11 protein-coding genes are annotated in these 12,565 nt (G+C 35.9%); 3 read left to right on the top strand and 8 right to left on the bottom strand.

What is annotated here, in order from left to right; genetic code table 11:
• The first annotated feature begins 18 nt into the window (after positions 1-18).
• Positions 19-1,908, top strand: coding sequence for a peptidase U32 family protein (locus tag BLR17_RS02075; protein ID WP_066328201.1), 1,890 nt, complete (start codon positions 19-21; stop codon positions 1,906-1,908).
• A gap of 291 nt (positions 1,909-2,199) precedes the next feature.
• On the opposite strand, the gene BLR17_RS02070 is transcribed toward BLR17_RS02075, so the two are convergent.
• The 5 genes from BLR17_RS02070 to BLR17_RS02050 all read right to left on the bottom strand — a co-directional run bounded on the left by BLR17_RS02070 (position 2,200) and on the right by BLR17_RS02050 (position 7,207).
• The gene (locus BLR17_RS02070; protein ID WP_066328202.1) at positions 2,200-2,532 is read right to left on the bottom strand and encodes a 2Fe-2S iron-sulfur cluster-binding protein; all 333 of its coding nucleotides are present in this window, start codon (positions 2,530-2,532) and stop codon (positions 2,200-2,202) included.
• A gap of 249 nt (positions 2,533-2,781) precedes the next feature.
• Positions 2,782-3,192, bottom strand: a complete 411-nt coding sequence (locus BLR17_RS02065) for a BrxA/BrxB family bacilliredoxin (protein WP_066328203.1) — start codon at positions 3,190-3,192, stop codon at positions 2,782-2,784.
• 114 nt (positions 3,193-3,306) lie between these two features.
• On the bottom strand, positions 3,307-4,452 hold the full coding sequence (locus BLR17_RS02060) for a lycopene cyclase family protein (protein ID WP_066328205.1): 1,146 nt from the start codon (positions 4,450-4,452) through the stop codon (positions 3,307-3,309).
• The gene (locus BLR17_RS02055) at positions 4,449-4,952 is read right to left on the bottom strand and encodes a thioredoxin family protein (RefSeq protein WP_066328207.1); all 504 of its coding nucleotides are present in this window, start codon (positions 4,950-4,952) and stop codon (positions 4,449-4,451) included. The genes BLR17_RS02060 and BLR17_RS02055 overlap by 4 nt, the downstream gene beginning before the upstream one ends.
• Positions 4,953-4,954: 2 nt before the next feature.
• Positions 4,955-7,207, bottom strand: coding sequence for a TonB-dependent receptor (locus tag BLR17_RS02050; protein ID WP_066328210.1), 2,253 nt, complete (start codon positions 7,205-7,207; stop codon positions 4,955-4,957).
• 108 nt (positions 7,208-7,315) lie between these two features.
• Here BLR17_RS02050 and BLR17_RS02045 point away from each other — a divergent pair, with 108 nt between their 5' ends.
• Entirely contained in the window at positions 7,316-9,193 is a 1,878-nt protein-coding gene (locus BLR17_RS02045; RefSeq protein WP_066328211.1) for an Nramp family divalent metal transporter, read from the top strand.
• An 82-nt stretch (positions 9,194-9,275) separates the two neighbouring features.
• The gene (locus BLR17_RS02040) at positions 9,276-9,929 is read left to right on the top strand and encodes a metal-dependent transcriptional regulator (RefSeq protein WP_066328212.1); all 654 of its coding nucleotides are present in this window, start codon (positions 9,276-9,278) and stop codon (positions 9,927-9,929) included.
• Positions 9,930-10,030: 101 nt separating this feature from the next.
• Here the strand turns inward: BLR17_RS02040 and BLR17_RS16390 are convergent, their stop codons facing one another.
• The 3 genes from BLR17_RS16390 to BLR17_RS02030 are packed head-to-tail and all read right to left on the bottom strand — an operon-like array spanning position 10,031 to position 12,503.
• Positions 10,031-10,159, bottom strand: a complete 129-nt coding sequence (locus BLR17_RS16390) for a FeoB-associated Cys-rich membrane protein (RefSeq protein ID WP_139068361.1) — start codon at positions 10,157-10,159, stop codon at positions 10,031-10,033.
• Between the two features lie 5 nt (positions 10,160-10,164).
• The gene (gene feoB, locus BLR17_RS02035) at positions 10,165-12,264 is read right to left on the bottom strand and encodes a ferrous iron transport protein B (RefSeq protein ID WP_066328213.1); all 2,100 of its coding nucleotides are present in this window, start codon (positions 12,262-12,264) and stop codon (positions 10,165-10,167) included.
• Entirely contained in the window at positions 12,264-12,503 is a 240-nt protein-coding gene (locus BLR17_RS02030) for a FeoA family protein (protein WP_026713995.1), read from the bottom strand. Before BLR17_RS02030 ends, feoB begins: the two co-directional genes overlap by 1 nt.
• Positions 12,504-12,565: the final 62 nt, after the last annotated feature.

The following is a 12,565-nucleotide window of genomic DNA, read 5'->3' as shown; positions in this document are numbered from 1 at the left end:
GAATTGAAGTAAATTGATATGAAAAAGAAAGTAGAAATTCTTGCTCCGGCTAAGAATCTGGTTCAGGGAATTGCCGCTATCAATGCGGGTGCAGATGCTGTTTATATTGGGGCGCCACATTATGGCGCGCGTACTAATGCAACCAATTCTGTTGCCGATATTGCCGAAATGGTGAAATACGCCCATTTATTTAAGGCACAGGTTTTTGTGGTAATCAATACCATTTTGTACGACAACGAATTAGAAGATTGTAAAAAGTTAATTTATCAATTATACGATATTGGGGTGGATGCACTGATTGTGCAGGACATGGCGATTATGGAAATGGATTTGCCTCCAATTGTTATCCACGCCAGTACACAAGCTAACAACCGCGACCCTAAACATGTTAAATTCCTGAAAGATGCCGGAATGCAGCGTGTGGTTTTGGCCAGAGAGTTGAATTTGGATCAGGTAAGAGATATTGCTGCAGCGACTGATGTAGAATTGGAATTCTTCGTTTCTGGAGCGCTTTGTGTATCTTTCAGTGGAAACTGTTATATGAGTATTGCAGGAGGGGAACGCAGTGCTAACCGCGGTTCTTGTGCTCAAAACTGCCGTTTGCCATACAATCTGATTGACGGAAATGGAACGACTTTGTTGACAGAAAGTCATTTGCTTTCGATAAAAGATTTGGATTTAAGTGACCAATTGCCGGCTTTGGTTGAGGCAGGAATTACTTCTTTCAAAATAGAAGGTCGATTAAAAGATATTGTTTACGTAAAAAATAACACTTCATTTTTAAGAAAGAAACTCGATGCTTTCTTAGAAAATAATGAGAATTTTCAAAAAGCATCTTCGGGAAGAACCTTCTATAATTTCGAACCGGAAATGGACAGAAGTTTCAATAGGGGCTATACCGATTATTTTGTAAACCAACGAAAAGAAAAAATCGGGAACTGGGAAAGTCCAAAATCACAGGGACAGCACATTGGTAAAGTAACCGAAATCAAAGCCAATGGTTATGTGATTGAAAATTCCGAAAAGCTGAACAACGGTGACGGATTGTATTTTATCAATGCAGAAGGTATTGCTGATGGGGTACAAATTAATATTATCGTCAATGATATTGTAGTGCCAAATACATTCAAGAATATTCCGGTAGGAACGATGATTTATCGTAATTCGGATGCGGAATTCAACCGAATTGTAGAAAAAGAAAATGCTGCGGTTAGAAAAATCGGGGTTGAAATGCGATTTTCAGAAACTGAAAACGGATTTCAATTAACGGTTACAGATGAAGACGGACACCAAAGTATTGCAACTTTGGAAACTGAAAAAGAAGTGGCTAAAAGCGAGGATTCGGTAATTCCGAATATTTCTAAAAACTTAGCCAAAACAGGAAATACGCCTTTTATTGTTGATGCTATCGAAGTGGAATTTTCTAAAAATTGGTTTTTACCAATTTCGAAAGTGAATGAAGTTCGAAGAATAGCTTTGGAACAATTGATTGATATTCGAATCAACGAATACCACAGGGAAGAATTCCAAATCGTACCGACAGACCATCCTTATCCAACAGAGAAATTGGATTTTACATTTAATGTTTCGAATAAATTAGCCAGAGCTTTTTATAAAAGACATGGCGTAACCGAGATTGAAAAAGCATTCGAATTGCAATGGGATCCCGGGAAAGCACGTGTGATGACAACTAAATATTGCGTGAAATACGAATTGGGTAAATGTGCCCGTTTTCAACGTGAAACCATGGGTGAGAAAGTCGCAGAACCGCTAACTTTAAAACATGGTGAAAACGAATACAAATTGAAATTCAACTGTAAGCCTTGTGAGATGGAAATTTGGGAAAAAGATGCCGAATTTGAAATTATCGACCAGGACGAACAACTGGATTATGTGAAAAGAAGATAATACAACTATTTGTCATTGCGAGGTACGAAGCAATCACACAAAGTGAGACAAGACATGCAATGGAATTTTATAGAGAAAGCTGCAACAGATGTTGTGGCTTTTTTAATTTTCTTTTTTGCTTGATCAAAAAAGAAACAAAAAAATCAAGTCTTGCGCTTTCTCGTCGGTCAAATTAGTTTTCGAATACTAAAAGAAAAGAACTCGCTACGCTCAAACAGCTTTTCTTTTTACGTATTCTTCAAACATTTGACTCTCGACTACGAAAGCTAAGGACAAAAGAAATACAGATGCTTAAATTTCCAAAATTTTAATCTCAGCACCATTTAAATCGGCGGTGATGTAGATTTGGCAGGAAAGACGAATATTGGCTTCGTTAAATCCTAATTTGGATAAGGTTGCGGGTTCGTTTCGGTCTTTTACGGCTGAATTTCCTGTAATTCCGCTTGTTTTTACCACGCAGGTCGCACATCGGCCTACACCGCCACATTCACCAAAACTTTCCAACTGCAATTCTTCTTTGAGCAAATACATCAAATTAGGATAGCTGCCGTGACGCGTTGTAATGGGAATTTGAATTCCGTTTTCAATAACGGTGAAGTTGATATTTTTGAGTTCTTTTTCCAAATTTTTTACCGCAATGATGTGAAGGTTTTACGCAAAGTTCGCAAAGTTTTTTAATAAACCATTAAGGAATTAAGTTTAGTTAAGATGTGTTTCGGCTTTGCTTTTTTTGCGAAAAACTTAGTGCCCTTTGCGGTTAAGTATTACAATGCTAAATTCCCTTAATTTCTTAATAGTTTTAAAAAAAAACCGCAAATTCACATTTGAAAAATTTGTGAATCTGCGGTAAATTATTTTGTCTGCTATGCCTTATTAGCAAAATTCGTTGTAAGCATCTTGTAAGTTCTCAGCAATCATTTCAGCTGGACGACCTTCAATGTGGTGACGCTCTAACATGTGAACCAATTCTCCATTTTTGAACAAAGCCATAGATGGCGAAGATGGAGGAAAAGGGAACATGTGTTGTCTTGCAGCATCAACCGCTTCTTTATCAACTCCTGCAAAAACAGTGATTAAATGATCCGGTTTTTTAGCTCCTTCTAAACTCATTTTTGCTCCCGGACGTGCGTTTCTTGCAGCACAACCACAAACAGAGTTTACAACTACTAATGTTGTTCCTTCAGCTTTGATAGCGTTGTCTACGTCTTGTGCACTGTGTAAATCTTGAAAACCGGCTGCTGTTAATTCAGCCTGCATTGGAAGTACCATTTCTTGTGGATACATATCTTCTGTGTTTTATAGTTATAATTTTCGAATACGCAAAGTTACGAAGAATCTAACGAACTCTATGACTTGGATTATAAAGTTTTGTTATAGTTTGATAGCCTTTTGTGAAGTTTATAAATACCGACCTGATTGCAATAATGCTTTTATAAAAAGCAATTTTGGACATTTTAAAATCACTTTTATATCTTCAATCAATGAAGTTTCTTCATCCAGAAATTTAAAAATCAGTGCCGGATTTCCTTTTTTAAACATCGAAGAAAAAATACGGGAACCCAATTCGTTTTGTCGGTCTAAAATATCTAACAAAAGCAAATCGTAAAACCAGAATTTGTTTTTGCGGTGGAATTTTCTAAAATCGGTTTGATGTTGGAGAAAGTCCACTAATCGCGAAGATTTTTTATCCGAATTTTTAAAAGTATAACCTGTGCTGGCTTTTGTCCATCCGCCGGCAGTGCCTATATTAAGGACTCTTTTGGTGTTTTTTTTCCAAAATGGATAACAAGTCATTGGGATGCTGCCCTGTTCTTTTTCGACGATTTCGTAGTTTTTAATTCCGAGTTTCTCAATGTATTCTTTTATAGCATCTTCGTATTCGGCTGTTGTTAAAAGCGAATGTGAAAATAAAGTATATTCCAGTAAAGCTTCTGTTTTGGATGTAGGCAAAACATACATAAAACGGGTATTACCTTTTTGAGCTACCGAAAAATCCATAAAAGTGGCTTGTTGCGGATTGAAAAAGGCTTCTTCGGATTTTATTTTCCAGCCAATAAAATGCTGCTGTAAAACCGGAAATTTCGTTTGCGTTGCAACGGTATTTTTATTGTAAATGCTGTTGAATACCTGATCACAAGTAAACGAATTATTTTCGGTAGCAACATAAACGTGATTTTCCAGTTCGTTGATGTTGGTTACTTTTTCGTTTAGAAAAGTGATGTTTTTTTCTTTTGAAATGGCTTCAAAAACAAAATCATAGAAGTCAATTCCTTGAATCATTTTGTATTGGTACGGCTGTAGTTCTAAATTTCGACGAAAATCTTCATTGGCAAACAAAGCCGAATTCCATTTTTGAGAAATGACTGCTTCCCAAATCGTTTTTTCTTTTGCCCAGAAACACCAGGTTCTGTCATTGGATTTTTTAGGAGATTCATCCGTTAACAAAATATTTTTGTCTTTAAATTTTTCTGATTGCAGCATTTTATACACCGTCATTAAAGCGGCTAAGCCTGAACCTGTAAAAATATAATGGTAGTGTTTCATGGATTTGGGAACGAATTCTTCTCAAAAATAGCTATTTCTAGTGTTTTTTCCAGTATCGGAATTAGTTCTTTCGCATTTAAGTAAGATTGTTTCTGGAACAAAATAGTGTTTTTTTTATCCAGAATGGTAATTGTGGGGTAGCTAACCTGGTTGTTTAGAGTTGCTAAAGCGGTTGCCAGTTCGTGTATTCCTGTATTTTGTCCTGTAGGCTGAAATTTAAAAGTATGGTTTTCAAAGCTGATATCTGTTTTGGTTTCGGCATCTAATGCGACAAAATAAAAGCTGTCGTTGAGCATGGAGATGATTTCAGGATTTTTAAAAGTGGAATTCTCCATCATTTTGCAGTATTTACACCAATTGGTATGAATGAAAACGACAATAGGTTTTGGATTTTCTTTAGTCAATTGGGCTGCTTCCTCAAAAGTATAAGATTTCAGTTGGGCAAAACCCGAAGGAATTGCCCAAAAGAAAATCAGTACTATGAAGATTCGTTTTTTCATTTTTATTTTAAGGTATATCGCAATCCAAAGAAGCTTCGGATTCCCTGATTCGGACCATAAACATAGCCAGGATCAAAAGTTAAAGCATAAGGATTATCAGGAGTTGCCTGAACATTTCCGTTGCTGTCGTATTGTACATTTTTATCAAAAGGATCATTGGCACGAGCAATGATAAACGGGTTTCCTTTGTTAGGAGTCCAATTCAACAGGTTTTTTATACCGGCATAGATTTCGATATTTTTGATTTTATTGTAAGTGAACTGTATGTTTTGAATGCTCCATGTAGGGGAGTAGTCTTTTCTTGGGTCTAAATCTCCCAGAGTTGGTAAACGCATCGGTCCGTATATGTTTCCGGTGTAATCAATGTCTAAAAACCATTTTTTGAGACGGTAGGAAATTGCCCAGGTTCCGGTGAATTTTTCGGTAAGCATTTGACGGGTTTTAATTCCGTCTTCGGTTTTGGAAACATCCATGTAAGTTGCTCCTAAAATAAGTTTCAAACCAGAATTGAATACCATATCGATATTGGTACTAATTCCTTTAGTAACCGCATAACCATTTAAATTTTTATAGATAATCTGATTTGGATTCGTATCATAATCAGGAATAATCGAATTAGTAAAATAAGTATACCAGGCTGTGGTTTCCAATCCGATGAAATTACCGTTTTTGGTGAATATTTTTTTCAAATAATTGATGTTGGCATTGTATGAACGTTCCGGTTTTAATTCTTCCTGAACAATTACTTCGCGAGAACCTGTTAAGGCGGCATGTTCTTCGGTAAAAAGATTCACAATTCTGAAACCGGTTCCGGTATTGAATCTTAAAATGTTATTGTCATCGATTTTTAATTTGTAAGCCAGTCTTGGAGTGAAAATATTTCCGTGATTTTTGTTGTAGTCATATCTTGCCCCTAATAACAATTTGTTTTTCTCATTCAGGTTGATTTCGTCCTGTGCAAATAAACTCGGAATCCAGTTTATGTCTTCTTTTAAAGTTGCAGGAGTGTTGTCGTTATAATATTGGTAACGCAGCGCTGTTCCAAAAAGAAAATCATGGCTGTTTATTTTTTTGTCCCAGGTTAATTGTCCAAAACCGATGCGTTGTTGTGCCAGATAAGGAATGTTTCCATATACTGAGTTTTGGTCATGATCCGTATAAGAGAATGAAAACAGCATTTTTTCGGCAATAGGTAGCTCATAAGCTCCTAATAATTCCCAGCGTTTGGTGTAAATACTTTCTCCGTATATTTCATCTCCGCCACGGTATTTCTTTTCCCATTGCATTTCGCCTCCCCAACGGTCTTCATAGAAAAAACGTCCTGCCATAGAGAAAAGTTTGTTGTTTTTTCGGTTGAAATTCCATTTTTGAAATACCGAAATTCGATCCTGAAGTGTTAAATCGGTGAAATTATCATGGTTGTTATCTATCGGGTTGCTGTAATTAAAATAATTTACTCCGGTTAAAACCGAAGCTGTTTTACCTATGTTTCCTTTGAAACCTAAGTCGGCATTGAGTTCTCCCCAGTTATTGGTAAAGGCATCTGCCGAAAAAACGGGAGCGTTATTAGGATTTTTGGTAATAATATTGATTAATCCACCCACGGCTTCACTTCCGTATAAAGAGGAAGCTGGTCCTTTTACGATTTCTATTCGTTCCAATAAAGAGTTAGGGATTCCTGATAAACCATACACGGTTGATAATCCGCTAACTATTGGCATTCCGTCAATTAAAACCAGGGTGTAAGGACCTTCTAATCCGTTGATGTGGATGTCTCCTGTGTTGCATACGTTGCAGTTTAACTGCGGGCGAACGCCGTTTACATTTTGTAAGGCTTCAAATATATTGGCTGTTGGGTTTTTTTTGAAAAAAGTAGGTTTGTAAACTTCAACAGGTACAGGACTTTCAAGACGACTAACCGCTTTTAGTGTTCCGGTAATAACCACTTCATCAAGAGTATTGTTTTCTTTCAGGTCAAAATCCAATGCGATTTCGGTAGTGTCGGTTACAGTGATTTTTTTAGTTTGGGTTTTTAAACCGATATAAGAAACTATTATTTCGTGGTTTCCGGGCAGTACTTTATTGAGGTTGTAATTTCCGGTTTCGTTGCTGACAATTGCGTTTTTAGTATTTTTAAGTGTGATGTTGGCATGTTGAAGCGGCAAGCCGTCAGAAGTGATTTTTCCTTTTATGGTGGCTTGAGCAAATGAAATGGTACTGATTAGAATACAGCTAAAGAAGAATAGAGTTTTCAAAATTATATTTTAGATTGATAAATGTTTTAATTTTAGACAAAGCTAAAAATTATATTTTAGATAACAAAAAAATATAATTACATTTGCCTTAACTAGTTAGAATTCATAATGGGAAAGTCACTTGAAGAAGTACATCAGTCGGTTGCGACTCAGAATAAAAAATCAGTTTTTAAAAAGATATTGGCTTTTTTTGGTCCGGCTTATTTGATAAGTGTAGGTTATATGGATCCGGGAAACTGGGCTACTGATATTGCCGGCGGAAGCCAGTTTGGTTATTCCTTACTTTGGGTTTTGTTAATGAGTAATATGATGGCTTTGCTGTTGCAAAGTTTGAGTGCGCGTTTGGGAATTGTGACCCAGCGTGATTTGGCTCAGGCTTCCAGAGAAACCTATTCGCCTTTTATTAATTACATTTTGTATTTTTTGGCTGAGATTGCCATTGCTGCCTGTGATTTAGCTGAGGTTTTAGGGATGGCAATTGGTATTAATTTGTTATTCGGAATTTCGCTTATTGAAGGGGTATTGATCACGGTTTTGGATACTTTTTTATTGTTGTTTCTAATTAATAAAGGAATTCGAAAAATGGAAGCTTTCATTATAGCCTTGGTTACGGTGATTGGTATTTCGTTTATTTTTGAGATGATTTTTGCCCAGCCGGAAATGGATAAGGTGGTTTTGGGTTTAATTCCTTCGATGCCCACAGATACAGCTTTGTATATTGCCATTGGGATTATTGGGGCTACGGTCATGCCACATAATTTGTATTTGCATTCTTCATTGGTACAAACCCGAAATTTTGATAGGACTAAAGTAGGAATCAAACAGGCTTTGAAGTATAATTTTATTGATTCGGCTATTGCATTGAATTTAGCGTTCTTTGTTAACGCTGCTATTTTAATTCTGGCAGCGGCTACTTTTTTTAAAAGCGGGATGCATGAAGTTGCCGAAATTCAGGATGCACATCGATTTTTACAACCCTTATTAGGGACTCAATGGGCACCTGTTTTGTTTGCTGTTGCTTTAATTGCTGCCGGACAAAGTTCAACGGTTACCGGAACTTTGGCGGGGCAGATTGTAATGGAAGGTTATTTGAATTTGAGGATTCAGCCTTGGGTTCGACGTATTATTACACGTTTAATCGCTATAGTTCCTGCGGTAATTGTAATTAGTATTTTTGGAGAAGAAGTTACAGGAGAATTATTGATATTTAGTCAGGTCGTTTTGAGTTTGCAATTAGGATTTGCCATTATTCCTTTGATTCATTTTGTAAGTGATAAACAAAAAATGAATGGTTTTCATATTGGTAAAGCTACGCAAATAGTTTCCTGGATTATTGCTACGATTATTGTTTCGCTGAATGCAAAATTGGTTTTTGATGAAATCAAAGGATGGCTTGAAGCTTCTGAAAATCCAATAGTTTTATGGCTGACAGTAGTTCCTTTAGCGTTTGGCTTCCTGATTTTACTGCTTTATATCGTTTTTAAACCTTTTATTACGAAAACAAGAAATGCATTCCAGAATCATTCTCCACATAATTTGAAGTTGCATTTTTCAAAAGCAGCATCTTATGCTAAAAAGAATATTGCGGTTTCAGTTGATTTTTCTTCGGCAGATGAAATTGCATTGAACAGTGCTTTTGAATTGGGAGGGAAAGAAGCTAATTATACTTTGATTCACGTAGTAGAAACAGTTGGAGCTATGGTGTATGGGGAACATATTGATGACCACGAAACTTTAGTGGATGAAAAGTTGTTGAAAGAATACCAGCAAATTCTTTCTGAAAAAGGATTTAAAGTGGCTGTTCAATTGGGTTTTGGAAAACCGGATAAAATAATTCCTAAGATTGTAAATGAAATCCAATTTGATGTTTTGGTAATGGGTACGCATGGTCATACCGGATTTAAGGATTTAATATTTGGAACCACAGTAGACAAATTGAGACATAAAATTTCGATACCTTTGCTGATTGTTAAAAATAGTGACTAAGCTACTGAGTTGCTAAGTTACTGAGGTTTTTATCTTAGTTTCTTAGCAACTCAGGGTCTTAGTAACTTAGAACCTTAAAAAAATGACTTTTTCAGAAGAAAATTACCTTAAAGCAATTTACCACTTAACTGTAGTTTCGACTTCGGGTGTAAGTACTAATGCTATTGCCGAAGTGATGGAAACCAAAGCTTCGTCAGTAACGGATATGCTGAAGAAATTAGCCGAAAAAGACCTGGTTAATTATAAAAAATATCAGGGTGTTACTCTTACTGATAATGGCAAGTTAGAAGCTAAAATGATTGTTAGAAAACACCGTCTTTGGGAAGTTTTCTTAGTAGAAAAATTAGGTTTTTCCTGGGATGAGGTACACGATATTGCTGAGCAATTGGAACATATAAAATCGGAAAAACTAATTAATAAACTCGATGATTTTTTAGGAAATCCTACTGAGGATCCTCACGGAGATCCTATCCCGAATGCTCAGGGACAACTTCCTAAAATGGACAAACAATTACTTTCGGAATTAACCGAAGGACAAAAAGGAATTTGCGTTGGTGTAAAAGATACTTCTTCTGAGTTTTTAAAATATCTCGATAAACAAGGGATTTCTCTGGGTTCAAATATCGAGATTATAGGAAAGGAAAGTTTTGATTTATCACTTCGTATAAAGGTGGATGAAAATCATCTTAATGTTTCAAATAAAATAGCGAGTAATCTTTTTGTGAAATTAAGTTAGTATCTGTTATTGATTGCTAACTTATATTAGCTTTTTTTTTAATAATTTAAAAGCTCAAATGACTTATATGGTTTAAAATGTACCATATAAGTCATTTGAATTTAATGACATCCGCAATCACCGCCTCCTCCGCAGTTATTATCCTTTTTTTTCTTTTTCAAAAAGAACTTTTTGAAAAGAAAAATAACGGCAATCCCAAGGGCTAAAAAGGCTATGATTTCTTGAAACATTGGTTTTATTTTAAAATTTGATAAGCAATTAGAGCTGTAAGATAAGCAAAACTACTCATGAAAATAAGCTGTCCCAAAGGCCATTTCCAACTGTTAGTTTCTTTCTTAGTAATAGCAAGTGTACTTGCACATTGCATTGCAAAGGCATAAAATAAAAGTAGTGAAATTCCCGTAGCAAAATTGAATATTTTAGCTCCTGTTTCAGGATGTACTTCCGATTCCATTTTGGTTTTAATGGTGGTTTCATTATCTGTTCCTCCTACGCTGTAAATAGTAGCCAGAGTTCCTACGAATACTTCGCGGGCTGCAAAAGAACTAATGATGGCAATGCCAATTTTCCAATCGTATCCTAAAGGTGAAATAACAGGCTCAATGGTCTTACCCATAATACCTATGTAGGAGTTCTCTAATTTAAAAGCGGCAACTTTATTGTCTAATTCTGTTTTCGAAATGGTTTGGTTTTCAGTTTTTGAATTAATAATTTTTTCGGCATCTTTAAATTTTTCTCCTGGTCCATAAGAAGCTAAGAACCATAAAATAATGGAAATGGCCAGAATTATTTTTCCTGCACCCGAAATAAAGGCTTTGGTTTTCTCGACTACATTGATGGCTACGTTTTTCAATAATGGTAACTTGTAATTAGGCATTTCGACCACAAAAAATGTTTTACCGCTAACTCTCATTACTTTATTCAATACGTAAGCCGATAAAATAGCCATTCCAAAACCTAAAAGATACAACAGCATTAAGGTAAGTCCCTGAAGGTTTAAGAAGCCCAGTACACGATGATCAGGTATTACTAAAGCAATGATGATGGCATAAACCGGTAATCGGGCTGAACAGGTTGTGAAAGGGGTTACCAGAATGGTGATAAGGCGTTCTTTCCAGCTTTCGATATTTCGGGTAGCCATAATTGCCGGAATAGCACAGGCAGTTCCTGAAATTAAGGGTACCACGCTTTTTCCGGATAATCCAAAACGGCGCATGATTTTGTCCATTATAAATACTACACGGCTCATATAACCACTTTCTTCCAGTATGGAAATAAAGAGGAATAAAAAGGCAATTTGAGGGATGAAAATCAGGATTCCACCAATTCCCGGTATGATTCCCTGCGAAATTAAATCGGTCAAAATACCTTCAGGAAGATGCTCGGCAGCCATGGTGCTTAAAGTAGCAAAAGTGCTGTCGATATAATCCATCGGAACCGAAGACCAATCGAAAATGGATTGGAAAATAACAAAAAGTATCGCAAAGAAGATGATGTATCCCCAAAATTTATGCGTTAAAACGCGGTCTAATTTGGAACGGAAATCTTTGGCAATGCTTTTGTCTACAGCTAATCCTCCTTTGAGTACTTCGCTGATGAACTGATAGCGTTTAATAGTTTCTTTTTGTTGTAAGCGCTTTAATTCCGTATGTGATTTGGTAAAGGTGCTTTTGATTTCTTTTCTTTCTAAATTTAGAAAGTTAACATCCTGAGTGATTACCAGCCAAAGTTTGTACAACAATTGATCCGGGAAAGCTTTTTGTAATTTATCAAAATATTCCTGATCAATGACCGAAGCGTTTAAACAAGGTTCGGTTGTGATGGATTTGTAGGTAATAATAAGTTCTTTTAATTCCTCGATACCCTGACCTTTTCTTGAACTAATTAAGGCAATTTTAGTTTTTAATTGTTCTTCCAGAAAAGGGATATTAAGTGAAATTCCTTTGCTTTCCATTCGGTCAGCCATGTTAATGACTAAGATCGTCGGAATTTCAAGATCTTTTATTTGTGTAAAAAGCAATAAGTTTCTTTTTAAATTCTCCACATCAGTAACCACTAAGGCTACATCAGGATACAACTTATCGTTTTTGTTGAGCAGCATTTCAATTACAACATTTTCGTCAATTGAACTGGCGTTAAGGCTGTAAGTTCCCGGTAAATCCAGGATATTAGCTTTGATATTATGGTTTAATTTGCAAAAACCAATCTTTTTCTCCACCGTAATTCCGGGATAGTTCCCTACCTGCTGATTTAATCCTGTTAATTGATTAAAGACAGATGTTTTTCCCACGTTGGGATTTCCAATTAAAGCTACATTAATATTTTGATGCATCATTAAAGCGCAGTATTGATTAGTTCTACCTCAATTTCTTTAGCAGTTTCTACCCGAATGGCTACGTGAGAACCGTTGACATCTAAATACAAAGGGTCTCCAAAAGGAGCAATCTGAAGTAATTCGACTGTGTTTCCCGGTAAGCAACCCATTTCAAGCAGTTTTAACGGGATGATGTCAATATCAAAATCTTTGATAATTGCTTTTTCGCTTTTCTTTAATGAATGTATAGTGGTACGCAAGGTCTTATTTAGATTGAATTAAGATTGCAAAAATACGTATTATATTGCTAAGTCAAATGATA

It is taken from the genome of Flavobacterium glycines (assembly GCF_900100165.1).
Classification (GTDB): domain Bacteria; phylum Bacteroidota; class Bacteroidia; order Flavobacteriales; family Flavobacteriaceae; genus Flavobacterium; species Flavobacterium glycines.
The sequence above is the reverse complement of the archived record's forward strand: the minus strand, read 5'-3'. Positions and strand labels throughout refer to the sequence as shown.

Excerpts from the sequence above, each read along its gene's own strand:
- BLR17_RS02045 (WP_066328211.1), top strand. The coding sequence starts at position 7,316 with ATGGGAAAGTCACTTGAAGAAGTACATCAGTCGGTTGCGACTCAGAAT.
- BLR17_RS02065 (WP_066328203.1), bottom strand. The coding sequence starts at position 3,192 with ATGTATCCACAAGAAATGGTACTTCCAATGCAGGCTGAATTAACAGCA.
- BLR17_RS02040 (WP_066328212.1), top strand. The coding sequence starts at position 9,276 with ATGACTTTTTCAGAAGAAAATTACCTTAAAGCAATTTACCACTTAACT.
- BLR17_RS02055 (WP_066328207.1), bottom strand. The coding sequence starts at position 4,952 with ATGAAAAAACGAATCTTCATAGTACTGATTTTCTTTTGGGCAATTCCT.
- BLR17_RS02075 (WP_066328201.1), top strand. The coding sequence starts at position 19 with ATGAAAAAGAAAGTAGAAATTCTTGCTCCGGCTAAGAATCTGGTTCAG.
- BLR17_RS16390 (WP_139068361.1), bottom strand. The coding sequence starts at position 10,159 with ATGTTTCAAGAAATCATAGCCTTTTTAGCCCTTGGGATTGCCGTTATT.
- BLR17_RS02060 (WP_066328205.1), bottom strand. The coding sequence starts at position 4,452 with ATGAAACACTACCATTATATTTTTACAGGTTCAGGCTTAGCCGCTTTA.
- feoB (WP_066328213.1), bottom strand. The coding sequence starts at position 12,264 with ATGATGCATCAAAATATTAATGTAGCTTTAATTGGAAATCCCAACGTG.